General features: G+C 40.6%; 22 protein-coding genes. 8 read left to right on the top strand and 14 right to left on the bottom strand.

Annotated features, from left to right (window positions below; translation table 11 throughout):
- Positions 1 to 27 precede the first annotated feature (27 nt).
- Positions 28 to 2,220 carry a S9 family peptidase gene (locus ATS74_RS04365; RefSeq protein ID WP_058547734.1) on the top strand — a complete coding sequence of 731 codons (2,193 nt, stop codon included), beginning with the start codon at positions 28 to 30 and terminating at the stop codon, positions 2,218 to 2,220.
- 55 nt (positions 2,221 to 2,275) lie between these two features.
- Here ATS74_RS04365 and ATS74_RS04360 read toward each other — a convergent pair whose 3' ends face one another.
- Genes ATS74_RS04360 through ATS74_RS04345 form a run of 4 tightly spaced genes read right to left on the bottom strand, consistent with a single transcriptional unit; the run spans position 2,276 to position 6,002 of the window.
- A complete protein-coding gene (locus tag ATS74_RS04360; RefSeq protein ID WP_058547733.1) occupies positions 2,276 to 3,760 on the bottom strand; it encodes a sensor histidine kinase in 1,485 nt (494 codons plus the stop codon).
- A gap of 10 nt (positions 3,761 to 3,770) precedes the next feature.
- Positions 3,771 to 4,496, bottom strand: a complete 726-nt coding sequence (locus ATS74_RS04355; protein ID WP_058547732.1) for a response regulator transcription factor — start codon at positions 4,494 to 4,496, stop codon at positions 3,771 to 3,773.
- 58 nt (positions 4,497 to 4,554) lie between these two features.
- The gene (locus ATS74_RS04350) at positions 4,555 to 5,289 is read right to left on the bottom strand and encodes a spondin domain-containing protein (RefSeq protein WP_058547731.1); all 735 of its coding nucleotides are present in this window, start codon (positions 5,287 to 5,289) and stop codon (positions 4,555 to 4,557) included.
- An 11-nt stretch (positions 5,290 to 5,300) separates the two neighbouring features.
- Entirely contained in the window at positions 5,301 to 6,002 is a 702-nt protein-coding gene (locus ATS74_RS04345; protein ID WP_058547730.1) for a spondin domain-containing protein, read from the bottom strand.
- 180 nt (positions 6,003 to 6,182) lie between these two features.
- On the opposite strand from ATS74_RS04345, the gene ATS74_RS04340 reads away from it, so the two are divergent.
- Together ATS74_RS04340 and ATS74_RS04335 are read left to right on the top strand one after the other, a co-directional pair.
- Positions 6,183 to 6,548 (top strand): DUF4870 domain-containing protein, encoded by a 366-nt coding sequence (locus ATS74_RS04340; RefSeq protein ID WP_058547729.1) that lies wholly within the window; start codon positions 6,183 to 6,185, stop codon positions 6,546 to 6,548.
- Between the two features lie 65 nt (positions 6,549 to 6,613).
- Entirely contained in the window at positions 6,614 to 7,048 is a 435-nt protein-coding gene (locus tag ATS74_RS04335; RefSeq protein WP_058547728.1) for a YqaA family protein, read from the top strand.
- A gap of 2 nt (positions 7,049 to 7,050) precedes the next feature.
- On the opposite strand, the gene folX is transcribed toward ATS74_RS04335, so the two are convergent.
- The 7 genes from folX to ycaO form a co-directional block, all read right to left on the bottom strand.
- A complete protein-coding gene (folX, locus tag ATS74_RS04330) occupies positions 7,051 to 7,407 on the bottom strand; it encodes a dihydroneopterin triphosphate 2'-epimerase (protein WP_058547727.1) in 357 nt (118 codons plus the stop codon).
- Between the two features lie 2 nt (positions 7,408 to 7,409).
- Positions 7,410 to 7,964 (bottom strand): GTP cyclohydrolase I FolE, encoded by a 555-nt coding sequence (folE, locus tag ATS74_RS04325; protein WP_058547726.1) that lies wholly within the window; start codon positions 7,962 to 7,964, stop codon positions 7,410 to 7,412.
- A gap of 22 nt (positions 7,965 to 7,986) precedes the next feature.
- Positions 7,987 to 8,706, bottom strand: coding sequence for a dihydromonapterin reductase (folM, locus tag ATS74_RS04320; RefSeq protein WP_058547725.1), 720 nt, complete (start codon positions 8,704 to 8,706; stop codon positions 7,987 to 7,989).
- 133 nt (positions 8,707 to 8,839) lie between these two features.
- Positions 8,840 to 9,676 (bottom strand): ammonia-dependent NAD(+) synthetase, encoded by an 837-nt coding sequence (gene nadE, locus ATS74_RS04315; protein WP_058547724.1) that lies wholly within the window; start codon positions 9,674 to 9,676, stop codon positions 8,840 to 8,842.
- Positions 9,677 to 9,745: 69 nt separating this feature from the next.
- Positions 9,746 to 10,372, bottom strand: a complete 627-nt coding sequence (locus ATS74_RS04310) for a YceH family protein (protein ID WP_058547723.1) — start codon at positions 10,370 to 10,372, stop codon at positions 9,746 to 9,748.
- Positions 10,373 to 10,415: 43 nt separating this feature from the next.
- Positions 10,416 to 13,775, bottom strand: a complete 3,360-nt coding sequence (locus ATS74_RS04305) for an ATP-binding protein (protein WP_058547722.1) — start codon at positions 13,773 to 13,775, stop codon at positions 10,416 to 10,418.
- 135 nt (positions 13,776 to 13,910) lie between these two features.
- Positions 13,911 to 15,671, bottom strand: a complete 1,761-nt coding sequence (gene ycaO / locus ATS74_RS04300) for a 30S ribosomal protein S12 methylthiotransferase accessory factor YcaO (protein WP_058547721.1) — start codon at positions 15,669 to 15,671, stop codon at positions 13,911 to 13,913.
- A 156-nt stretch (positions 15,672 to 15,827) separates the two neighbouring features.
- On the opposite strand from ycaO, the gene ATS74_RS04295 reads away from it, so the two are divergent.
- From ATS74_RS04295 to ATS74_RS04280, 4 genes are all read left to right on the top strand, one after another.
- Entirely contained in the window at positions 15,828 to 18,113 is a 2,286-nt protein-coding gene (locus tag ATS74_RS04295; protein ID WP_058547720.1) for a penicillin acylase family protein, read from the top strand.
- A 58-nt stretch (positions 18,114 to 18,171) separates the two neighbouring features.
- The gene (locus ATS74_RS04290; RefSeq protein WP_058547719.1) at positions 18,172 to 19,020 is read left to right on the top strand and encodes an MBL fold metallo-hydrolase; all 849 of its coding nucleotides are present in this window, start codon (positions 18,172 to 18,174) and stop codon (positions 19,018 to 19,020) included.
- A gap of 88 nt (positions 19,021 to 19,108) precedes the next feature.
- Positions 19,109 to 20,641: a bifunctional GNAT family N-acetyltransferase/carbon-nitrogen hydrolase family protein gene (locus ATS74_RS04285; RefSeq protein WP_058403712.1), complete on the top strand. Its 1,533-nt coding sequence runs from the start codon at positions 19,109 to 19,111 to the stop codon at positions 20,639 to 20,641.
- On the top strand, positions 20,641 to 20,958 hold the full coding sequence (locus tag ATS74_RS04280) for a DMT family transporter (RefSeq protein ID WP_058547718.1): 318 nt from the start codon (positions 20,641 to 20,643) through the stop codon (positions 20,956 to 20,958). Before ATS74_RS04285 ends, ATS74_RS04280 begins: the two co-directional genes overlap by 1 nt.
- An 82-nt stretch (positions 20,959 to 21,040) precedes the next feature.
- On the opposite strand, the gene ATS74_RS04275 is transcribed toward ATS74_RS04280, so the two are convergent.
- On the bottom strand, positions 21,041 to 21,919 hold the full coding sequence (locus tag ATS74_RS04275; protein ID WP_235591991.1) for a DMT family transporter: 879 nt from the start codon (positions 21,917 to 21,919) through the stop codon (positions 21,041 to 21,043).
- A 255-nt stretch (positions 21,920 to 22,174) separates the two neighbouring features.
- On the opposite strand from ATS74_RS04275, the gene ATS74_RS04270 reads away from it, so the two are divergent.
- Positions 22,175 to 22,558, top strand: coding sequence for an MAPEG family protein (locus ATS74_RS04270; RefSeq protein ID WP_058547716.1), 384 nt, complete (start codon positions 22,175 to 22,177; stop codon positions 22,556 to 22,558).
- A 73-nt stretch (positions 22,559 to 22,631) separates the two neighbouring features.
- Here the strand turns inward: ATS74_RS04270 and ATS74_RS04265 are convergent, their stop codons facing one another.
- Together ATS74_RS04265 and ATS74_RS04260 are read right to left on the bottom strand one after the other, a co-directional pair.
- Positions 22,632 to 23,843 (bottom strand): M56 family metallopeptidase, encoded by a 1,212-nt coding sequence (locus ATS74_RS04265; RefSeq protein WP_058547715.1) that lies wholly within the window; start codon positions 23,841 to 23,843, stop codon positions 22,632 to 22,634.
- Between the two features lie 9 nt (positions 23,844 to 23,852).
- A complete protein-coding gene (locus tag ATS74_RS04260; RefSeq protein ID WP_058547714.1) occupies positions 23,853 to 24,227 on the bottom strand; it encodes a BlaI/MecI/CopY family transcriptional regulator in 375 nt (124 codons plus the stop codon).
- Positions 24,228 to 24,240 lie beyond the last annotated feature (13 nt).

Below are 24,240 nucleotides of genomic sequence, written 5' to 3'. Positions count from 1 at the left end.
AATAATAACAACGACTGAGATTTACAAATGTTCCGTTCTTCATTCACACTAGCCGCATTATCACTAGCTGTTTTAGCTGGTTGTAATAAGGCTCCACAAAGTACATCTAACGACACTTCAAATACAAACACTGTGCAAACACAGCAAGTGGAAAAAAAAGTTAGCGCAGTTGCACCTATCGCTAAAAAAGTACCTCACGAAATGACTATTCATGGCGACACGCGTATTGATGACTACTACTGGCTACGTGATGACGAGCGCAAAGCGCCAGAAGTTATTAGTTACCTTGAGGCTGAAAATATCTACACAGATACCATGCTTGCACATACTAAAACACTGCAAAGTAGTTTGTTTGAAGAGCTTAAAGGGCGAATCCAAAAAGATGATGATTCTGTTCCAGTAAAAGACGGCCAGTACTATTACTCGTCACAAACTCGCGGCGATAATGAATATACTACTTACTTACGTAGTAGCGATTTTGCAGGGACCGATCAGCAAGTTATTTTAGACGTAAATGAATTAGCTAAAGATCATGACTACTTTGCGGTTAGTGGTTTAAATGTAAGCCCAAATGACAACTTAATGGCGTATGGTGAAGATACGGTGAGTCGCCGTATTTACAATATAAAAATTAAAGATTTAAGCACCGGTAAATTATTAGAAGACACGCTTGAAGGCACCAGCGGTAATGTTGTGTGGGCGAACGATAATAAAACTGTGTATTACATCAAAAAAGACGCGCAAACCTTACTCGGTTATCAAGTTTATCGACATACGCTTGGTAAACCACAAAGTGATGACGAGCTTGTATACGAAGAAACAGACACAAGTTATTACACCGGTATGAGCAAAAGCAAAGATGGCTCGGAAATTTATATTTGGCATAGCAGCACTGATTCATCGGGTTTATCAGTGATAAGTGCAAACGATGTAAACGCCAAGCCAAAGCGTTTTATTGAGCGTGAAGCCAACCTTGAATACAGCATATCTAAACTAGGTGATACTTATTACATTGTTACTAATTTAAATGCCGTTAACTTTCAGCTTATGAAAGTAGATATCGATAAAGCTGGTGATAAAGCGAATTGGCAAAGTGTGATCCCTGCACGCAAGGGTATTAAACTTGAAGGTGTAGAGTTATTTGACGACTACTTAGTATACCAACAGCGCGAAATGGGCCAATCAACACTTATTGCGCGTAATTTAAAATCAGGCAAAGAGTTACCACTAAGCTTTAACGACAGTGCGTATACAATTAACGCATATGGTAATAACGAATTAGACAGCGATACACTGCGTGTGTATTACACCAGTATGACGACACCGGGTTCATCATACGATGTTAACTTAGCCACTGGCGAAAAAACATTATTGAAGCAGCAGGCTGTATTAGGCGACTTTAATGCTGATAATTATGCGTCTGAGCGTATTTTTGTAGAGGCACGCGACGGTATAAAAGTACCGGTAAGCTTAGTTTATCGTAAAGATGCATTTAAAAAGGATGGCACAAACCCATTACTACAATACGGCTATGGCTCGTATGGCGCCACCATGGATCCTACTTTTTCTAGCTCGCGCTTAAGTTTGCTAGACCGTGGTTTTGTATATGCTATTGCCCATGTACGCGGCTCGCAAATGTTAGGTCGCCCTTGGTATGAAGATGGTAAATTACTAACTAAAAAGAATACCTTTAACGATTTTGTTGATGTAACTAAATCATTAGTGGCACAAGGCTATGGCGCTAAAGATGAAATATTTGCTTATGGTGGTAGTGCTGGTGGCTTATTAATGGGCGCGGTAGCAAACCAAGCACCTGAGCTTTATAAAGGCATGGTTGCCGCTGTACCGTTTGTAGATGTAGTTACCACCATGCTTGATGCCAGTATTCCACTTACCACCAATGAGTATGGCGAGTGGGGTAACCCAAATGAAAAAGAGTACTACGACTATATGCTTTCGTACTCGCCTTATGATCAAGTATCTAAGCAAGCATATCCAAATATGTTAGTGACAACCGGTTTGCATGACTCACAAGTTCAATACTTTGAGCCAGCTAAATGGGTTGCTAAGCTGCGTGATTACAAAACAGATGATAATAAACTACTGTTTAAAATAGATATGGAAGCAGGGCACGGCGGCGCATCAGGTCGCTTTAAGCGCTTAGAAGATACCGCGTTTAATTATGCCTTTATTCTTGATTTAGCAGGTATTAAAAACTAGGTGACCCGCCCTAATTACAATAAAATTAAGTAATGTTTAAAGGTATAGCCAACGGCTATGCCTTTATTTTTTGTGGCAAGTTAAAGCTAAACATAGTGCCTTTGCCCAGCTCACTTTGTACATTTATTTCGCTGTCCATAAGTTTTAATAGGCCCTTACAAATAGCAAGTCCTAAGCCACCTTGTTGTCGCCCTTCGTTATGTGAGTTTGAAGCCTGATAATGCGGATTAAAAATAGCGTTTAGCTCATCATGCTTAATTCCCACACCAGTATCAGAAACCTGCACAAATAATTGCTTCTGATCAATGCGCTTAACGTGTACAGCTATACTGCCGCCTTTAGGTGTGTGCCTTATTGCATTATCAATTAAATTACTCAACACACGCTCAAGTTTTGCAATATCGGCTACAACAGGAAAGTCGCAAATTGCCGGCTCTACTGTTAAGTTAAGGCCTTTTTTCTCAGCGGTAAGAGAAAACTTAGCAATGCAATCGTAAATAAGCTCACCTAAATTAAAGGTTTCTTTGTGTATGCTTATTTCGCCATTTTCTAAATGGGCAAGCTCAAAAATTTGCTCAATAAGCTGTTTAAGTTGATCGCAGTTATTAAGTGAAACATGCAAGTACTCATGTTGTTCTTTAGCGCTTAACTGTGCGCCTGACTGATTAAGCACTTCTAAAAATCCCTGCAAAGAGGCAAGAGGCGTACGTAAGTCGTGCGATAAATGGGTAAGAAGCTCTTTGCGCTGTTTATCGCTTTGCTCAAGTGCTTTAAATTGCTCGTCAATACGAGTAACCATAGCTTGAATGCTTCGGCCTAAACTGTGCACTTCGTTGCTTTTTTGTGTTGAATAGTTACTGAGCTTTGTATCGGTAATACTGTAATTAGCCGCTTCAATTTTACTTACATCCCGCGCCAATCGTTGAATAGGGTTGGTAAAAAAACGCAGTAAAATAAGCATTGCAATCAGTAAAAATACAAGTGCTGATCCAAGCCATAAAGCAGCTAGCCATAGATTGTCATTATTTTTAATTGTGTTTAAAGATGTGTCGTAAGCTTCGCCCCCAATAATTACATATAAGTATCCTTGCAACTTATCGTTATTAAATACAGGCGCCACGGAGAATATTTTTTGCTGCGCTTTATTTCTTGGGTTATCTCCATAAATTGGTGCTGCATCTGGGTTGTTAATCAGCTTTTTTAAGGGGGCTAAATTAATATGAGTACGTTTAACTTTACCAGGCTCTGCTGAGTAAGTGAGGATTTTTCCGTTTTCATCTACAAAATAAAACTCAAATGCGGGGCCTAATAACATTAAGGTATGAAATAGGTTTTCTAGGGCTGCGTAGTCGTATACACCTTCTTTTATTAATGGGTTATCTTGTACTAAATGCTCAGCAAGGGCTAAGTGCAGGTTTTGCTCGCCATGATGCTTTGAGGTGAGCTCTAGTTGTTTACTCCAGCTGTAAACTAGTGCGCAAATAAAACAAAATATAACAACCAACGACACCGCTAATTTTTGATACAAAGATAGGTTCATAATAAGGCTCTTAAGTAAGTTGGCTTGGGTTTAGTTTGTAGCCAATGCCCCAAACGGTTTCGATAATAGGCGCTTGATGGTGTAGTTCAAGTTTGGCGCGTAACCTATTTATATGTGAGTTAACGGTATGCTCGTACCCGCTGTGTTGATAACCCCATACTTTGTCGAGCAGTTGCTGGCGGCTAAAAACATGGTTTGGGTGTCTGGCAAAATAAACCAGTAAATCAAATTCAGTGGCGGTGAGGTTGAGTGCTTGTTCGTCTAAATAAGCTTGGTGTGAGTTAAACTCAATATTGAGTGAGCCTATATTTAAGGTTTTTTCGTTGCACGGGTTTACACTTTCGTTATTTTGAATTGCTAGAAGCTGTGAGCGGTGGCGTAATTGTGTTTTAACACGGGCTTGCAATTCGCGAGCAAAAAAGGGTTTACAAATATAGTCATCAGCGCCCATTTCAAGACCAATTACACGGTCCATATCGCTACTGAGCGCGGTAAGTAAAATAACGGAAATAGTAGGGTAGTGCTCTTTTATTTTACGGCACAGGCTTAACCCGTCCATTTGTGGCAGGTTGATATCAAGTAAAATAAGCCCGTAAGGTTGTTTTGCTATTCTTTTTAGTGCGAGTTCAGCGCTTACAACATGATCAACATGCAAATTTAATGAAGCAAGCTGTGTTGTGATTAATTGCCCTATTTCTCTGTCGTCTTCTACTACCAATAATTTTTCGTGCCGCATGATCTACCTCGTAAAAAGGGGACGTCCATGTCACCTCACTTCCCCATTACAAGCTGTTTTACTGTGTACGAGTGATCACGATTTTTGATACTGGGTTATCAAACTTCAGTTCAGCACCAAGTGCAGAGGTTGATAAGCCATCTTGATTAGACACAATACCTGGATGCATTGTGATCATGTCGGCAATATCGTCGCGTATTTCGTTAAACCCTTCGCCGCCAGCAGCGGGCCCCGGCACAGTGTCAGCTGTTTCTGTATTCGCTTCCGTACCCGCATCGTAAGCTGGCGTTGTTCTTGATATTGAACTGCCTACTTCCAGTGTTGATACATCTACAGAACTAAGACCGGTAAAAGCGTCATTTGTATTCCCAAGCATTGCAGCAAAAGATAAATTAAGAACATCTCGTGCATCAACTAAGAGAGTTACAGAGGTTGTTTCGCCAGGACCAATGCCGCCTTCAGCCGAGACTGAAGCAAGTGCATTTTCGTCGCTAAGGTATTCTTCATTAGCGCCGCTTTCTGCAATCATTTCTAAACCGACAGAAGCCGTCTCACCAAATTTCCATGGTGGGGTTTCATCAAATGCAATCACAGACAGGGGTGATAGCGGCTGGCCAGCCGTTAAGTTACTAAAAGTGATAGTAAACTCATAAACGACAGGTTCTGGTTCAACAACAACTACAGGTTCTTGATCTTCAATCGGGTCGCTATTGTCGTTGTCGCCACATGCAGCTAGTGAGCTGGCTAACATTAAAATAAGGGCACTTTTTTTAAAATTAGAAAGAGATGACATAATTAACTCTCCTATTTAACCGTCACAGTTAATTTTGCAACTGGGTTTAACCATCTGTGTACAGTGTTACTTAAATCACTATTACCACCTTCTAGGTCGTCATCGCCTAAACTACCAGGGTGAATGTGCACCATTGTATTTGTATCGCCCATTGTTACACCTGTACCCGCAGTACCTGCATCTGCACCTGGTGCTGCAGGAATACCTAAAACACCCGGTGCGCCAGAGCCTTCTACAACAAGTTCGTTATTTGCTTCTGTACCTGCATCATAGCCGTTTAGGTAAACAGTATAAGTACCCGCTTCTGTTGGGACTTTCCAGCTATCAAGACCTACAAAGCCATCATTCGTTGGAAGTAGCATAGCGGTTACAGATAGGTATTCGTTGCCATCAGTCGTTGTTAATTCTGCTGTTGCTGACGCTGCAGGGGCTAATAAGCCAGCTGCTGGGTTTTCTGCAATATCGCTACTTGATGCTGATGCCTGAGTAACAAGTGCTGAAATATCGCCGCCTTCAGCCATTGCTTGCAATGCAGAAGAGGCTTCGGTCGCTACTTCAAATAATTTGTCTTCGCTGTCGTGTGCTGTAATTAGTACCGGCGTAAAGTAAAGGCCTTTAGTAAGGTTTGTAATTTTAACGTCTAGTTCTGCTGCCATAGTTGATTGGCTAGCTACTGCTAAAAGAGTTGCAATTGTAAATGCTGAAGCTTTCATTGTTATTTCCTGTAAGTGATGATTCAGGCTAAGTATTGAATAACCACCTCAAGAAACTCTCACAAAGTTATCACTTTTTTATCACAGAGGTTTAGGCCGTGATATTTAACAATATCAACACCACTTATAGACACCTGCTTAATAAAGAGGCAGTATGTATTAAACAAAAAGGAGAGTGTTATGCAAGAAAATCAACAGGTTGAACCAGTTAATAAAGATGATAGAACATGGGCTATGCTCTGTCATTTAAGCGCCGTAGCTGGGTTTGTGATCCCGTTTGGCTCTATACTTGGGCCATTAGTTATATGGCTAATTAAAAAAGATGAAATGCCAATAGTAGACTTACACGGTAAAAAATCGCTTAATTTTCAAATTACTATGGCTATAGCTTACTTTGTATGTTTTTTACTAGTCTTTGCCGTAATAGGCTTAGTTTTGCTACCTTTAGTGGCTATCTTTTCTTTTATAATGGTTGTTTTAGCAAGTATTAAAGCCAACGAAGGTAGGGAGTTTAACTATCCGTTTAGCTTAAATTTGATAAAATAAAGAGTTAGCTATTATCCTGTAAACCCAGCTATAAGCTGGGTTTTTACGTTTAGCCTAAGGGCCTTATGCTTTATTTAACTTTGTTTATTAGTGCGTTTATATCGGCCACTTTATTACCAAGCTCTTCAGAAGTTGTTTTAATAACGATGATTACCCAAGCAAAAGTAAACATTTGGCTTTTATGGTGTGCAGCTACGCTTGGTAATGTATTGGGCAGTTGTGTGAATTATTGGTTGGGTACGCAAGTATTACGCTTTAAAAATAAAAAATGGTTTCCGGTATCAGCGCAGGGGCTTGAAAAGGCGCAAGATCAGTTTAATAAATACGGTGTGTATAGTTTGTTGTTTGCATGGCTACCTATTGTGGGCGACCCGCTCACGGTGATTGGAGGCATATTTAAAGTACGTTTTAGTGTGTTTTTATTACTAGTAACACTTGGCAAAGGCGCACGCTACTTAGCGGTTATTGCCCTTGCCATAGGTATAGATAAAATAATTTAATGTTATTTTACCCAATCAAGCGTAAGTGACACCGAATCGGCAAAACGCAGTGCGTGTGGCTTATCTACACGTGCTTTGGCGTAATGTACGCTTGGGTGTTTGTGGCAAACAGCAAGTATTTCCGCAACGAGCTTTTCTAGTAGTAAAAAGTGCCCTTGCTCTACTAAGTTAATCACCTCTTTGGTGATCACTTTATAGTTAAGTGCTTGCTCTACCTCATCAGTTTTACACGCATCGTCAGCAGGATAATGGATCTCTAAGTTGATCACCACATCTTGCTTTTTTTCACGTTCATCAGGGTTAAAGCCAATAAATGTACGCAAGCGTAAGTTAGTTACGTTAATAATTGCGTTAGCCATAATTAGCCCTTAATAAGCTGTAAAAACTCGTTGCGTGTTTTAGAGTCGCTTCTAAAGTTACCCAGCATTACAGAGGTACGCATGCTTGAATTTTGCTTCTCTACACCGCGCATCATCATGCACATGTGTTTAGCTTCAACAATAACACCCACGCCTTTAGCATCAGTAACTTCTTCAACTGCTTTAGCAATTTGATGAGTAAGCTGCTCTTGAATTTGAAAGCGACGAGCAAACATATCAACAATACGCGCAAATTTAGATAAACCAAGTACTTTGCCATCTGGAATATAAGCAATATGGCAGCGACCAATAAATGGCAATAAATGATGTTCACACATAGAGTAAAGCTCTATATCCTGCACAAGCACCATGTCATCAGCGTCAGAGGTAAATACCGCATTGTTAGTAATTTCATCAAGCGTTTGACGATAGCCTTTAGTTAAGTATTCCATCGCTTTTGCTGCGCGTTTTGGTGTGTCTAGTAAACCTTCACGATTAGCATCTTCGCCTACAGCGGTAATAATATTTTGATAACTTTGTTTTAATTCGTCATGCATAAATTTCTCAGTCTAGTGTGTTCTACTTTAAATGGCGTCCGCCATCTACGGGCAAAGCGCGGCCTGTGATGTAGTGGCTTTGCAGTAATAAATCAATACTGTTAATAATCTCTTGGCAACCGGGCTCAATACCCATTAATGATTTTTTAAGTGTCTTGGCGCGATAAGCTTCATCGTCATGTTCATTAAAAATGATTAATGATGGCGCTACTGAATTTACTTTTATATTAGGCGCATATTTAGCACTAAATGACTTTGTGAGATTATCTAGAGCAGCTTTACTTGCTGCGTAAGCTAAATGTTTAGGGCTGCCAGTTTCTACAACATAATCAGTGAGATGAATAATATCTGCTGGTACATTATGGCTTGCTTGATAATTAAGTAATAAATCAGCGCACAATAAATTAATTAAATAAGGTGTTTTTGCATGAATACGCATCATGCTATCAAACAGCACGGCAAAGTCTGGGTTATTAGCTTCGCAGTCCCAACTTGATGCATTATGAATAATAGCGCGCAAGCTACTGGTGTGCGTGTTAAGTGTATTTATAAATGTGCTAATGCCAGTATCGTTACTAAAGTCAGCAAAAATACACACAGCACCTTGTTGCTCTAGTAAATCAACAGCCTGATGACGTGTGCGATAAGTTATAATAACGCTTTGCCCTTGGGCTAAATAATGCTTGGCAAGTGCTAGGCCAATGCGTTGGCCTGCGCCGGTAATTAAAATAGGCGATGTCATATAATGCAGTATTCTCTATGGCGGGCAGTTAATAATATTGAATGCGTTTATTAGGCAATTTATACGCAATACAGTTGTGGCTAGATCAAATAGCAACTAACGCCTATTGGCATTAGTTGCTATTAGCTATAGCTTATAAATCGTCGTAAATAGTCGGAATTGCTTGGCGCTTATGCTGTGTGCGCAAGTATATATCTACAAGCTTTTGCTCAACCTCTTTTGAAACCTCTTTAGCTTCTAAAAAGTCATCTATTTGCTCATAGCTCAGTCCTAATGCTTCTTCGTCGGTAAGGCCTGGTCTGTCGCTTTCTAAATCTGCAGTAGGTGCTTTAGTAACGAGTAAATCAGGAGCGCCTAATGCCGTGGCAAGAGCGCGTACTTGGCGTTTTGATAAACCAAATAACGGCGCTAAATCGCAAGCGCCATCACCAAATTTGGTGTAAAAGCCAGTGATGTTTTCAGCACTATGATCGGTACCCACTACTAAGCCTTGGCAAAAACCGGCAATTTCATATTGAGCAACCATACGTTGGCGCGCTTTTACATTACCTTTAATAAAGTCAACTTTTGCTTGCTCAGGAAGTACCGCGCCACTGCCTACAATAGCTGCCATTGCTTGGTCATGAAGCGCATCTGCTGCTGGTTGTACATTTACCGTCATACGTTTACTTGGCTTAATAAAATCAACGGCCATTTGCGCTTCATCTTCATCGGCTTGTATACCGTATGGCAAGCGTACCGCTATAAATTGATATTTGTCGGTACTTTGCTCGGTATTTAATTCATCTACCGCTAATTGGCACAAGCGACCGCAGGTTGACGAGTCAACACCACCGCTAATGCCCAGCACTAGCGATACACTATGGGCTGCCACTAAACGTGCTTTAATAAAGTTAACTCGACGGATTATTTCAGCGTTTACATCAATACTTGGCTGAACTTTCATTTCAGCCACAATTTCGGCGCGCATGGCCAGCTCCTCGTTGGTAAATAATTTTGTTTTAAACTTAATTATATTATGTGATTTAGCTGGGCGTAATTAAAGCCCTAAATGTGCTTTTATCAAACGAAGCTCTTCTTTCAGTTCGTCTATTTCTGCAAGTAACTCATTAATTTCATGGTTTCTTACATCTGTAATAGCGCTCGGTTGTTGCTCGGACTGTACTTCGTTTGTATCGCCAAACAAGTGAACATAGCGACTTTCGCGTTTTCCGGCTTCTCGCTCTAACTTACAAACGTAATCATTTTGAGCTAATAAGCTAAGCGCGTTTTCAACTTCACTTACGTTATTAAATTCAGCCAAGCGTGCACTACGCGTTCTTAACTCGCCTGGAGTTTGTGCGCCTCTAAGTAGCAATAAACACACTATGGCACGTTGTTGCTCGGTAAATTGTAAGTTACTAAACTCGGTATTACAAAAGCGGTGATCGTACTTGTTTACTCGCCCAGATAGCCCTTCATCAAGCGTGACTAAACGCATTTCAATTAACTTGTCGAGTGCATTCTGTACGTCAGTTTCTGTGAGGGATAGAACTGGATCACGGTTTGATTTTTGATTACACGCATTGGTGAGCCCGTTTAAAGACAGCGGGTAATGCTCAGGTGTGGTGCTTTGTTTTTCTAATAAGCAACCAAGAATACGTTGTTGATTTGCTGATAACTGCATAAATAATCTCAAATTAGTAAGCTTATTTTACTAGCTTACACCTTTATTGAGTGCCAAGCCATTGTTCAAGTTTTGGTTGTAATGCGGCTAAATCAAGCGGCTTGCTTAAATAATCGTTCATGCCAGCAGCTAAGCATTTTTCTTTATCGCCCTGCATGGCGTTTGCAGTTAACGCAATAATAGTCGTATTTTGATTACACTTACCGGCATCACCTTCACGAATTGCTTTAGTGGCTTGGTAGCCGTCCATTTCGGGCATTTGGCAGTCCATTAAAATAAGCTTGTATGGCTTACCTTGTTTTGCATTAAGTTTAACTATTGCATCAAGGCCATTTTCTGCGATATCAAAACTAACACCAGCTTGTTTTAGCAGGGCAGAAGCAACTACTTGGTTAATTTTATTGTCTTCTACTAATAGTAATTGGGGCTCAGTAGAATCGGTTATTGGCGCTTTAGTTAGCTTGTTTTGCAGCTGAGCTTGACGCTGTTGCTGCTCTATAAATTTATCGTTAGTGAGTGAGTCAAATAAATCTGATGGAGTAAGGGGTTTGAAAATCATGCAATCAACTTTCATACCTAACTTTGAGTTTTCTTGGGAGTAGCTCATCGGAGCCATAATTACTAATTTACAGCCATGCAAATTTATAAAGTTTTTTAAGGACGTAATATGGGGTTGCTGTGCTTTTTCAAAAAAGTAGTAATCAACTAAAATAGCACTGAGCTTAACTTCTGAGTTATTTAAGTGTTCTGTTACTTGGCTGTAGTCGTTAATGCACTTTACTTTGGCGCCCCAAACATTAAGCTGTTTATGCGCCGTATTAGCATTTAAAGTGCATTCATCAATAATTAAAATATGCTTATTTTTAATTAAGTGGCTCGGTAAGTCTTGCTCTTTACTCAAGCGAGGTTGTATTTGTATGCTGAACGAAAATGTACTGCCCTCATCAACCATACTTGTTACGCTTACTTCACCATTCATGAGTTCACAAAGCTGCTTAACAATAGCAAGGCCAAGCCCAGTGCCGCCGAATTGGCGAGTGGTTGAAGCATCGGCTTGAGTAAATGAATCGAACAAAGAGTTTTGTTTTTCAGGCTTTATACCAATACCGGTATCAATTACAGAACACTGCAAAAACGAACCATCTGTTGTTTCCTCAACGCGGGCCGTCACAATAATTTCGCCATTTAAAGTAAACTTAACAGCATTACCGAGTAGATTATTTAATATTTGGCGTAACCTGTTAGGGTCACTAATTATTTCACTTACCGTAATTTGGGTTGCGTCTAAAATAAGCTTACTTTGGTTTTGCTCAACTTTTAACGCAAACGATTCAACAACTTCGCCTAGTAGTCTGGGGAGGTTAAATTGCACGTTTTCAATATCGAGCTTACCGGCTTCAATTTTAGAAAAGTCTAAAATATCATTAATTATATTTAAAAGTGATTGAGCCGATGACTGAGCCAGCTCTATATGATGCTCTTGCTGCTGGTTAAGTTGGGTTTGCTTTATAATATTAAGCATACCCAGTACCCCATTCATGGGAGTACGAATTTCGTGACTCATACTCGCTAAAAATTCACTTTTAGCTTCTACAGCCTGTACTGCAGCATCCTTAGCTGTAACGAGTTGCTCTTCTGTCTCAATACGTTTTTGGCTTGAATGTAGGCTACCAATAAGTGCCGCAACAGCTATTAAAAAGCTCTCCTCATTACGAGACCATAGTTTAGTGCTTTGGCATTGCTCGGCGCATACAATACCAAGTGCCCCCGAGCCTCCAGGAATAATCACACATAACATAGACTGAATGTGTAAAGGGTCTAAATAATGGGCTTTTAAGGGTTTTAAAATAGGGTGGTTAAGTGCATCGGGTGCACTAAATACAGCTTGATGATCTATAGCGTTAAAAAAGTCTTTAGTGTTTTTTCTTAGCCAAATAGGGTCGCTGTTATCACTCAAGGATAGAGTGCTGTGTATCGCAAAAGGATTTAATTGGCTTTTATCGTCATTAAAAAACCAAATACTGGCACGTTTTACATCAAATGCCTGGCAAATTGCCTGCGTAATTACGTCTTTTGCTTGGCTTAATTGCCCGCTTAATATGAGTTTATTTACAGTTAGTGAGGCTAAAATTTCATTATGTAATGCAATTTGGTTATTTTCGAGTTCGATTTTTTTACGGGTATCTATATTTTGAATTGAGCCAAAAATACGAATGCTGCGACTATTTCTACGCTCAACTTCACCGTGTGCAAGCACCCATATTGTTTTACCTTCTGCGTTTATCACTTCAAGTTCAACTTCGTAGCTTTCACCAAGTTTTATGGCACGCTCAATTAATTTAGCTATTTTCTCACGGCTTTCACCCGGCTTAAAATAGCCCAGATCACTAGGCCACTCCGGTTGTGTATCAAGCGAGTATTTAAAAATTTTCTTGGTCATATCTGACCAGTAAACTTGCTTAGTATCTAAATTGAATGACCATGCACCTATTTGTGCAAGATCGCTCATTGCCTCAAGCATTTTTTCGTTTTGCTGCTGGCGATTTAGCATTTTTAAAAAAAAGAAAAAAGCCCAAATCAACAACCCACAAATTATTATAATAGCAGAGCGCAGTGGCCAAATTGCTGAGTTTGGTGGGTTCCAACCTACTTTTGGTGCAACATAAAGTTGCCAATTACCACCTTGAAAATTTAAAGTAAATTCAAGAGGGTTTTGCTCAATAATGCTTTTATCACCATAGAAAAATTCGCCTTTCTTACCAAGCCCATGGCGACCTTGTAACGCTACGTTATACTCGCTTTCGAGCTCGTGAATTCCTGAGTTTTTATACACTTTGTTAATATCTAAAACAACAGAAAGTAACCCCCAAAAGCGGTTTTCCGGTGGTATATACACAGGTACACGTGCGATAAGCGCAATGTCGCCTTGAATTAATTTAAGTGGACCCGCCATGACAATCGTATTGGTATCACGTGCTCTAATTGCATCAGCGCGTTGGTTTTTTGCTTCTAAAAAATTTAAGCCGAGTGCTTTTTCATTACCTTTTAAGGGGTAGGTCATTTGAATGATCATATCGGGAGCGCCACCGATATTACGAAGTTCATTAGAGGTTTTAAATAGTGGCCCAGCAATTTGTTCAAATCGAGCTTGTTGTAAATCAGGCTCTGCAGCAACTGCAACCCCTAAACCTCGAACTAGTTGAATATTAGAAACTAAAATAGACTCGAGTTGTGCGCGGTAGGTGCTTACTTCAGAAAGTGTTTGTAACCTATGTGCGTCCTTTACGCGATTGTAATTAATACGATCAAGTATAAAACTCACTAATACTATAAGAGTAAGTGATAACCAAAATGTTCGTTTAAAGTTATGAACTTTGTTTTTATTATTTCTTGGTGGCGACATTAATTACATCGTGCTTTTATTTTAGGCAATTTAACTATAGCTAATTTATTGCGTAAATAAAAATGGCGCTAATAAATTAGCGCCATTTTTATTTTTGTAATTAGTAGTTTAGCTATATTAGCTCAACAATTAGTATTAGCTATCGGTAACTTCACGTGCCCAATAGTTTTGTTTTGCTACATGTAACTTACGGTAGCCATCAAGTAAAGCTGCGTGCTTTTTAAAGCCTTCAAGCGATAAACCAGGGAAGGTTAAACCATTAAATAATTTACGGCCTTCTGCAATTTCAATTGCAAGCGTTACGTTATCGCTGCCAAACATTAAACCAAGTGCATCTTGGTAGTCGGCGTATTCACGCTCGTCATCGTATTTAATTTCAAGAATGGCTTTTAAGCAGCGGAAATGGCGCATTGCCTCTTCGTTTACTTGGCCTGTATGGAGTATCCAATCAACCCAATCAATTGCTTCTTCGCTGCCTGCGGCTAAACATAGGTGCGCTTTAAGCTCACCAATACGTAGCGTATGCCAAGGTGTGTCGGCATCGGTTGCAAGGCCAATAAACTCTGCTGCGCGAATAATATCGCTGTGGCCGGCTTCTTCTAAGCTGTCGTAAATGTCCATCCATTGCTCAGCATCGTACTGATCAAGCGATAGGAATGCTTCACGGAATTTAGCGCCTTCGTTGTTGTTACGCCAAATAAGCTCATCTACTGGGTAAATATCTGACATGCCCGGTACTAAAATACGACATGCATACACGTTTAGGTGCGTGTAATCCATAATATAAATGTCGTGGTTCATGCTATGAATTAAATCTGTACAGAAGTTGTATTCTTGCTCTGTTGTACCGCTAAAGTCCCAATGTACAAAGTCAAAATCTGCTTTGGCACGGAAGAAATCATGCGAAATCAAACCGCTAGAATCAATAAAGTGCAGCTCAATGTTTTCAGGCGTTGCTACTTCGTCGTTATCAAACGTGGCTGGCTGGAACACATCAAGCTGATCAAGGCGACGACCTTGTAGTAACTCAGTAACAGTACGCTCAAGAGCTACTTCAAATGAAGGGTGAGCACCAAACGAGGCAAATACAGAGCCATCTGTTGGGTTAATCAGCGTTACGCTCATTACTGGGTATTTACCGCCTAGTGATGCATCGGCAATGCGTAAATGAAAACCATGGCTGCGTAGTTCTTCACATGCTTCGTGAATTTGTGGGTACTGTTTAACAACGTCTTCAGGCACGATTGGTAAACAAATACCTTCAGCGATGATGCGGTTTTTTATAGCGCGTTCAAATACTTCTGATAAACCTTGTACACGCGCTTCAAACTTGGTGTTACCTGCGCTCATACCGTTAGATACAAAAATATTACCAATCACGTTTACTGGAATGTACACGTCTTGGTTATCGCGTTGGCGCGTGTATGGCAATGTGCAAATGCCGCGCTCGTTATTACCCGAGTTAAAATCAAAAAGGTGTGATGCGTTAAGTTCGCGCTCTGGGTCAAAGTAATCCCACAGGCTTTCGTCCATTATGCCCTCAGGCACTTCTTCACCTTCAACTTTAAACCATTTTTCGCTTGGGTAATGAGTAAACTCGCCGTTGGCAAATTCTTCACCTAAGTAAAAGTCAGCAAAAAAGTAGTTACAGCTCAAACGCTCAAAGTATTCACCTAGCGCAGAGGCAATAGATGCTTTATCGGTTGCGCCTTTACCATTGGTAAACATAACACCGCAGTCGCTGTCTTTAATATGAACCGAATAACAGTTAGCTACAGGGTTAAGCCAAAGCGCTTCCTCAACGTTAATGTTAAGGGCTTTAAGCTTGTTTTGCATGGTAGAGATTGACGATTCTAGGTCGCGGTCTTTACCTTTGATAAATGTTTTTTCAGTCATATTAATCTCAACTAGTTCTGCACATGATGTGGAAGCGACATTATCGTGGATTTTGATGTTTATTTCACCCTTTGTGAGCAAGAACATTATTATTTAATAAAACTGTGGTTATTATATGCTCATACTGCGTAGTATAAATTTTTATAGGGAAGGTTGATGTTTAAAGTAATCAAACGGTTATTGTTATTAACTGTGATCTTAGCGCTTGCAGGCACAGCGGTGGTATATGGTGTGTTGACTTTGAGCCTGCCTGCACTTGATGGCAAAGGTCAAAGTAGTCACCTAAGTAATAACGTTAAAATATCGCGCGACTTACAAGGGCAGGCTGTTATTAATGCCAATAATAGAAACGATGCCGCTTATGGATTAGGTTATGCGCACGGACAAGACCGATTTTTTCAAATGGATTTATTAAGGCGCAACGCCGCAGGTGAGCTAAGTGAGTTATTTGGCAAAGCGGCCATTGGGCTTGATAAAAAAATGCGCTTTCATCAATTACGTAAACGCAGCCGCGCTATTTTAAAAACCCTCCCAAAAGCCGATAAGCAATTATTAAAAAGCTACGCACAAGGCGTTAACGAAGGATTAGCACAAGTAGGGTATGCAAGCTTTGAGTACCTACTAACAGGCGGGGCGCAAAAACCATGGCAAAGTGAAGACAGCTTATTGATTATATTTAGTATGTATCTTGATTTACAAAGTGCAACGTTTGAGCGTGACCAAACGCTAATACAGATTGAGCAAGCTTACGGGCAAAAAATGGTTGAGTTTTTAACGCAACCAAGCCAATACCAAGCGGCGCTTGATGGCAGTAAACTTATGCCTTTTACAGGCGATATACCTACACTTCCAGCGCAAGAACAACACATGGTTAAAAATATTCAAGCTAACCAAGAGCGTGGCAGTAATAACTGGGCCGTAACCGGTGCGCATACTCAAACGGGCGCAGCAATGCTCTCTGACGATATGCATTTATCGATGGCGGTGCCGGTTATTTGGTACAGAGCGCAGCTTAATTACACGCAAAATGCTAAGCAATTTCAAATAACAGGCGTATCGCTGCCTGGCGCACCCGCTATTGTGGTGGGTACCAATAATAAAATTGCGTGGGGCTTTACTAATGGCTACATAGATACCGCTGATTGGATAGCGCTAAATGATGACAGTAAAACATGGCAAGTAAATGAAACAATAGCGCTACCAAATAATGAAGTTGAAAACTACCCATTAACGTTAAGCGAATATGGCCCAGTAAAATACATTAATAAAAAACCCTACGCACTTAGCTGGGCTGCACATAAGCCTTACGCGGTTAGTATGGAATTAGTAAAACTTGAACAAGCAAATACGGTTGATGATGCATTAGCAATAGCGAGCAATGTGGGTATTCCGGTGCAAAACTTAATGGTGGTTGATAATAAGGGCAGTGCAGCGTGGAAGCATATGGGCGGCATACCAGCGCGTAAAATGCCAAGCGAGTTAAGTATAAACACAAACGAATATTCTGCGCTTTTTGAGCAAAATGAAAATGAACGCCCGTTTGTTAAAAACCCGCAAAGTGGGCGATTATGGACGGGTAACTCACGTGTTGTATCGGCCATAGATAACAGCCGATTTGGTAACGGTGGTTATGCACTAGGAGCACGTTCAAGCCAAATACGCGATAGATTATTTGAAAAGCAAACCTTTGCTGAGAGCGACTTTTACGCGCTACAGCTTGATAATCAAGCCCGCTTTCTAATGCCTTGGCATACATTACTACTTAATCAGCTTAAAAAAGATAAAAGCAAAAACAAGCAATACATTAGCGAGCTTGAAAACTGGCAGCAGTGCGCATGTCCAAGCTCTGTAGGTTATACCTTAGTTAAGCGCTATAGAAGTGAATTAATAAATACTGTTTTTGCAAGCATGGAGAATAAGCTCAATGAGCAAAGCGGTACACTTAAATACGTAAAACGCGATCTTGAGCCGGCAATATGGCAGCTTATTAATACACGGCCCGATTCGTGGGTAAACCCTGAGTATAAAAATTGGGATGAGCAGTTATCAGGTGCATTTAACCAAACAGTGACAGCGCTTAGGGCTGAGTATGGGGATAACTTACAAAATTGGCAGTGGGGCAAAGTAAATGCGCTTAACATTGAGCACCCGTTTGCTAAACAAATGCCAATACTAGCTAAATTTTTAAATATGCCAATTGCGCCTGGATTTGGCGATAGCTACATGCCCGCAGTGCAAGGTAAAAGCTTTGGTGCATCGCAGCGCTTTATTGCCCAGCCTGGGCATTTAGAAAATGCCATAATGGCAGTGCCTGGTGGGCAATCGGGGCATCCGCTATCTGAGTTTTACCGTGCAGGCTTTAGTGATTACATAGAAGGTAAACACACGCCTTTATTGCCACAAACGCTTATACATCAAATAATAATAGAGCCCGCTCAATGAACTAAAATATAACTAAACACGTTCTATATTTATTAATTCATATAACAGGTAAAAAATAATGAAAAAAATACTACCCGCATTAATCACAGGCTTATTACTCAGCAGTGCAGCGCATGCAGATGAAAGCCCAGTAACCGCTGAAAAGTTAAGTGACCACGTATACGTATTATTTGGGCAAGGCGGCAACATTGCTGCAAGTGTTGGGGACGATGGTATTTATATTATTGACGACCAATTTGCTAAGCTCTCAGACGACATTAAAAAAACCATTAGTGATTTAAAACCCGGTAGCGCGGAATTTGTAATTAATACGCATCATCATGGCGACCACACCGGCGGTAACGAAAACTTTGCTAAGGCCGGTGCGCATGTCATTGCGCACGACAACGTACATAAGCGATTAGAAGAAAAACACGGTGCAAACTCAGATTACCTGCCACGCATTAGTTTTGGCCACGATTTAAAACTGCATTTTAATAACGAACACACGCATGTAGTGCATTACGCGCATGCACATACCGACGGTGACTCGGTTATATTTTTTAATAACGATAACATAGTGCACATGGGCGATATTTATTTTAATTTTGGCAGCTTGCCATTTGTTGACGTAGATAGCGGCGGCAGTGTTGACGGAATACTAGCAGCCGTAAATGATGTTATTAAGCAAATAGACGAGCGCACCATAGTGATACCCGGGCATGGGCCGGTAAGTGACCGTTCAGGGCTGGAAACGTATGCTAAACTAGTTAAAAAAGCCAAAGATTTAATGCTAAATGCAATGCAAAATAACGCAAGCCTAGAGCAAGTAATCAAAGCCGATCCATTGGCAGAACTTGGCCTTGAATACGCAGGCTGGTTGCCAAAAGAGAAAGTGACTACACTTTTTTATCGCAGCTTAAAGTAGTACGCGTAACGTAAAAAACATGATACAAAGCTGAGTGTACTTTAGCGTACATTCGGCTTTTATTTTATTATGCCCAAAGGAGTTGTGTATGTCGGCAGAAAAAACCCACCTAGAAATTTGTAACTTAACAAAAGAGCAGTATCCGCAAATTAAAACCTTGATGGACCAGGCTTATCCCGATTTAGGTGGCGCATGGCCAAGCCATACTATTTTTAGATTGATAGATCAGTTCCCTGAAGGGCAAATAGGCATAGTGGATGATGGCGTGCTGGTGGGCTTAGCGCTGAGCGTGCAAGTAGACTACACGCGTTTTTCAAACCCACATACCTACGAAGACATAGCCGATGGCCATGATCGCGTATTTAGCGATACCGATGGCGATGCTTTATATGGCTTAGATGTTGCTATTAGCGAAACTCACCGAGGCATGCGTTTAGGGCGCCGTCTTTATGATGCCCGTAAAGAATTGTGCCGCCAATATAACTTACGCGCTATTTTAGCCGGTGGCCGTATTCCACGTTATTACAATCACAGCAGTGAAATGACGCCAATGGAGTACATTGAAAAGGTTGACCAAAAAGAGCTTTACGACCCAATTTTAAGCTTTCAGCTTTCTAACGACTTTCAGGTAAAGCGGTTACTAAAAAAGTATCTGCCGGAGGATCAAGAGTCTGTAGGTTACGCCACGTTACTAGAGTGGAATAATATAATGTATGAGCCAACCGACACCGTGCTCGAATCAACTAAATCGATAGTGCGTATAGGTGCGGTGCAGTGGCAAATGCGTTGTGTCGAGTCGGTTGAAGAAATGCTAAAGCAGGTTGAATACTTTGTAGATACGGTATCTGACTACAAAAGCGATTTTATATTATTTCCTGAGTTTTTTAACGCGCCACTTATGGGCTTAGGCGATCAAAATAATCAAACCGAAGCAATCCGCTATTTAGCCGAATATACCGAAACGTTTAAAAACGCGATGTCGCGTATGGCAATAGAATACAACGCCAATATTATTACTGGCTCTATGCCGCTTGCCGAAGACGATAAAATTTATAACGTAAGTTACTTATGCCACCGTAGCGGTAAAATAGACGAGCAGCGCAAAATACACATAACCCCGCATGAGCAAAATGATTGGGTTATTCAAGGCGGCGACAAAATTGCCGTGTTTGATACCGATGCTGGGCGTGTAGGTATTCAAATTTGTTACGATGTAGAGTTCCCAGAGCTTTCGCGCATACTAGCTAAGCAAGGGCTTGATATACTCTTTGTGCCGTTTTGGACCGACACTAAAAATAGTTATTTACGGGTTCGCCATTGTGCGCAGGCGCGCGCAATCGAAAACGAATGTTATGTAGTTATTGCAGGCTCAGTGGGTAACTTACCTGAGGTAGAAAGCCTAGACGTACAGTACTCGCAATCGGCAGTATTGACCCCGTCTGACTTTTCTTTTCCGCATGATGCAACATTAAATGAAGCCACACCTAATACCGAAATGTTATTATTTAGCGACCTTGATATGGATAAACTAAAAATTCTTCATAGCGAAGGTACGGTGCGCAATTTAAAAGATCGCCGCGAAGATTTATACGACGTAATTTTGAAAAAGAGAGATGTTTAATGGCATGGGTTTATTTAGTCATTGCAGGCCTGCTTGAGATAGGTTGGCCAATTGGCTTAAAAATTTCACAACAACCCGACACTCGCTGGCAGGGTATTGCAATGGCTGTGGCATTTTTAACAGCCAGTGGCTTTATGTTGTGGCTTGCACAAAAGCAAATATCAATGGGCACTTCCTACGCAGTATGGACCGGTATTGGCGCTGCAGGAACGTTTTTAGTGGGTATATTATTTTACGGTGATGCAGCCACGTTTGGCCGTATTGCGGGTGTACTCATGATTATTTGCGGTGTGATAACGCTAAAAATTAGCTCTTAAAAAGAGCGCTTAAAACTCGCTTTAAAATTTATAAGCAGCTTTATAGTCGCGCAGGATTAAAAGCCTGCGCTTTTTTATGTTCTCAATTTGGCAGCATCACCAAAATAGCGGCAATGGCTATAAGTATTAGGCCAGCGGTGTCTTGTTTTTTAAGTGGTTGCTTTAGCCAAAGTACAGCAATTAGCATCGTAAAAAATACTTCAACCTGCCCAAGCGTTTTAACATACGCCACGTGCTGTAAACTCATTGCACTAAACCAGCCAATAGAGCCTACACAACTAAAAACACTAATTGCTGTTGTAATGCCTTTATATTGCCAAAGTTTACTAAGAGTATGCGGCTCTTTTAGTAATAAATAGCCAAGTAATATAAGTGTTTGTAGGCTTATTACAAACAGTAAAACCCATGCAGCCGAGTGCGGAAATAACAACCCTGAATTTAAACTCGCTTCACGTACCCAGAGGGATGTAAGGGCAAAGCTTGTGCCGCAGGCAAGGCCAAGTAACGCTGTTTTAGCATCAAAGTGTTTTACGCTGGTTATACCGCTAAGTAAAAGTACTGCTATGGCCCCTAAAAACACCCCCAACCAGCCAAATACACTAAGCGCAGAGCCAAAAAATAATACGCCTAAAATAGCCGCTACTAACGCCTCACTTTTAGCAAGCCCCGCCCCTACGGCGTAATTGTTCATTTTAAACAGCTTTACCATTAAACCCGTGGCAAGTATTTGCATAACGCTTGCGCCAATAATAAATCCCCAAAAGGCATTATTAAACGTAGGCATGGCTGTATCTTGATATTGATAAAGGCCATATAAATAAACTGCAGCAATGGGACCTGCTAAAATAAAACGTGAAAGGGTTACGCCAGCTACACTCACATTGTTACTTAATTTACTTTGCAGGGCATTTCGCCAGGCTTGCATAAAGGCAGCTAAAAAAGTGAAAAATATCCAAGTCATGATTGTCATCGTTAAAATGTAAGGCAATAAAGTTAACAAGCTTTAGTGATTAATGCGATGCATTAAGGGTGATAGTGAATATTCATCACCTGCGACATTATGCCGCACTGCTTTGTAAGTAAACTGAGCTATAGTAAGTGTGATGTTATTGTTTAGCCGCCAGCGTATGTCATAAAACGTTTGGGCGGCTTTTTTTATGTGTGTATGATATATGTATTGCTCAAATAATCAGGATTTATAATAAGAGAATAAACTATGACAACATTAGTGGTGTGTGCATTATTAGCTGTATTAATGCCTTATTTTGCAAAAGTACCTGTGGCAGTTGCGATGGCAAAGCTCGGCCGATACGACAATAAACACCCACGTTCCCAACAAGCAAAACTAACTGGCTTTGGTGCTCGGGCGCTCGCTGCCCATCAAAATTGTTTTGAATCACTTACTGTTTTTGCCATTGCTATTGCTGTTGTACTCGGTACTAACTCGGTAAATGCAGTAACTGAGACCTTGGCGGTTACTCATATAATCTCGCGAATTTTATACTGTGTTTTTTATTATATGAACCTAGATATTATACGTTCGCTTGTATGGTTTATAGGCTTAGGCACTGCCATTGCTATGATTGTAGTGAGTATCTAATTTTATTGTTAAAACCACAAAGCAAGCGGCCTAAAAGGGCGCTTGCTTTGTGCTCTTGCATAACTAAATAGTATTAATGCGATACTTTAATTCGCTCGATTAAATCGGTATTAGCAACCTCACTGTTTATGGCAAAATCTAGCTGTACTAGTACATTTTCAAAACCTGAATTTGACGTTTTATATTCCCACTTTGCCAAGGCTTCCTTCGCTGATTTATCAAAAACGTCTGACGGCTTAGATTGAATTACGCTAATGTTTTTTGTTCTGCCATTGGTGGCAATATCGTATTTTAATACAACCGAGCCGCTAATGCCTTGCTTAGCTGCTTGGGCAGGGTAGACAGGTTCAATGCGTATTGTTGGTGAAATATGATCCTCTTTCGTTATTTCAGCTTGGGGCTGTTTTGCAATGGCTAAACCGCTAAGCATGCTTGCTGCTATTAGCAGTAAGCCACTTTTGGCAAAGCGAGAGCTACTGCCACTGTGCTTTATATTGGTAAGTCGTTGTAACATGGTTTTTTTATCTCCGTAGTGTGAATAAGCCATTAGGCCTGCGGGCGTTGTTGCCGCGCAGTTAACTAAGGCTTTGCTGTATAAAATGTGTTGGTGTGTGGTTTTATTGGCAAGTACCCGTTCATCACAAGTCAGCTCTTGTAATCGGCGCATGCTTGCGTAACAAAACCAAGCAAGTGGGTTAAACCAAAGTAAAATAGTGGGTAGCAGCATGAATGCGTTTGTTAAGTTGTCTTTGCGTTTAATGTGTACGTTTTCGTGCTCTAAAATAAGCGTCAATGTGGCTCTATCAAACTGGGTATTATAGTTGCTCGGTAACACTAGTTTACTGTTTAAAATACCCACCACCATTGGCGTGGCTACATGTTGGCTGATAAAAGTTTTAGCACTTGTAGTAAGTGTATGGTTAAAGTGTGTTAGCTCAGTTAGCTGCAGGCTTTTAACAAAACGAGTATGTGTAATAAAGCTGGCTATTAATAACCCCGCAGTAATAAGTACATACATAAGTGCCCAGCTAATACCCATTTCATGTGTAAAAGGCTGGTTAGGGGTAATTAAGTAATGGCTAATATTGCTATTTTGCAGTGGTTTAATCGCATTGGGTAAATTAGCGATAACTAATGCCGCAGGCAGTAACCACGCTAACTTGTATACAAACCGCGCGCCAAGGATTTTTAAACCAAATCGCTCGAGAAAAATAAATCCACAAAACAAAATGCTTAATAGTAGTTGTTGCTCAATTAACCAATTAAACCCAGTTTGAATAACCATGTTAATCCCTTACTTTTGGTTTTTTTCCCAGTCATCAATGACTTTTTTAAGCTCATTTATATCTTGCTGAGAAAGCTGCTCCGATTTAGCAAAACCGCTTACCAGCGGGGCTATGCGACCACTAAAAAAGCGCTCAATAAAGTTTTGGCTCTCTTTTAGAGTGTAGTCGGCGCGCTCCATGCAGGGGGTGTAAATATATTGGCGACCGTCTTTTTCAAACGACAGTGCGCCTTTTTTAACTAATCGACCCAGTAAGGTTTTAATAGTTTTTTCGTGCCATTGCTTATCATCGCTTAAGCGTTCAATAATTTGGCTGGCGGTTGCTGGGTAATTAATCCAAAGCGCATCAAGCACGTCGAACTCTGCTTTTGATAACTCAATCATTTTATTGCCTACA

This window comes from Pseudoalteromonas sp. H103, from assembly GCF_001469205.1.
In the GTDB taxonomy this organism is placed as follows: domain Bacteria; phylum Pseudomonadota; class Gammaproteobacteria; order Enterobacterales; family Alteromonadaceae; genus Pseudoalteromonas; species Pseudoalteromonas carrageenovora.
This window is presented reverse-complemented; position numbering and strand designations above follow the sequence as displayed.

Coding starts and splice junctions, on each gene's coding strand:
- ATS74_RS04365 (WP_058547734.1), top strand. CDS start 28: ATGTTCCGTTCTTCATTCACACTAGCCGCATTATCACTAGCTGTTTTA.
- ATS74_RS04360 (WP_058547733.1), bottom strand. CDS start 3,760: ATGAACCTATCTTTGTATCAAAAATTAGCGGTGTCGTTGGTTGTTATA.
- ATS74_RS04355 (WP_058547732.1), bottom strand. CDS start 4,496: ATGCGGCACGAAAAATTATTGGTAGTAGAAGACGACAGAGAAATAGGG.
- ATS74_RS04350 (WP_058547731.1), bottom strand. CDS start 5,289: ATGTCATCTCTTTCTAATTTTAAAAAAAGTGCCCTTATTTTAATGTTA.
- ATS74_RS04345 (WP_058547730.1), bottom strand. CDS start 6,002: ATGAAAGCTTCAGCATTTACAATTGCAACTCTTTTAGCAGTAGCTAGC.
- ATS74_RS04340 (WP_058547729.1), top strand. CDS start 6,183: ATGCAAGAAAATCAACAGGTTGAACCAGTTAATAAAGATGATAGAACA.
- ATS74_RS04335 (WP_058547728.1), top strand. CDS start 6,614: ATGCTTTATTTAACTTTGTTTATTAGTGCGTTTATATCGGCCACTTTA.
- folX (WP_058547727.1), bottom strand. CDS start 7,407: ATGGCTAACGCAATTATTAACGTAACTAACTTACGCTTGCGTACATTT.
- folE (WP_058547726.1), bottom strand. CDS start 7,964: ATGCATGACGAATTAAAACAAAGTTATCAAAATATTATTACCGCTGTA.
- folM (WP_058547725.1), bottom strand. CDS start 8,706: ATGACATCGCCTATTTTAATTACCGGCGCAGGCCAACGCATTGGCCTA.
- nadE (WP_058547724.1), bottom strand. CDS start 9,676: ATGCGCGCCGAAATTGTGGCTGAAATGAAAGTTCAGCCAAGTATTGAT.
- ATS74_RS04310 (WP_058547723.1), bottom strand. CDS start 10,372: ATGCAGTTATCAGCAAATCAACAACGTATTCTTGGTTGCTTATTAGAA.
- ATS74_RS04305 (WP_058547722.1), bottom strand. CDS start 13,775: ATGTCGCCACCAAGAAATAATAAAAACAAAGTTCATAACTTTAAACGA.
- ycaO (WP_058547721.1), bottom strand. CDS start 15,671: ATGACTGAAAAAACATTTATCAAAGGTAAAGACCGCGACCTAGAATCG.
- ATS74_RS04295 (WP_058547720.1), top strand. CDS start 15,828: ATGTTTAAAGTAATCAAACGGTTATTGTTATTAACTGTGATCTTAGCG.
- ATS74_RS04290 (WP_058547719.1), top strand. CDS start 18,172: ATGAAAAAAATACTACCCGCATTAATCACAGGCTTATTACTCAGCAGT.
- ATS74_RS04285 (WP_058403712.1), top strand. CDS start 19,109: ATGTCGGCAGAAAAAACCCACCTAGAAATTTGTAACTTAACAAAAGAG.
- ATS74_RS04280 (WP_058547718.1), top strand. CDS start 20,641: ATGGCATGGGTTTATTTAGTCATTGCAGGCCTGCTTGAGATAGGTTGG.
- ATS74_RS04275 (WP_235591991.1), bottom strand. CDS start 21,919: ATGACTTGGATATTTTTCACTTTTTTAGCTGCCTTTATGCAAGCCTGG.
- ATS74_RS04270 (WP_058547716.1), top strand. CDS start 22,175: ATGACAACATTAGTGGTGTGTGCATTATTAGCTGTATTAATGCCTTAT.
- ATS74_RS04265 (WP_058547715.1), bottom strand. CDS start 23,843: ATGGTTATTCAAACTGGGTTTAATTGGTTAATTGAGCAACAACTACTA.
- ATS74_RS04260 (WP_058547714.1), bottom strand. CDS start 24,227: ATGATTGAGTTATCAAAAGCAGAGTTCGACGTGCTTGATGCGCTTTGG.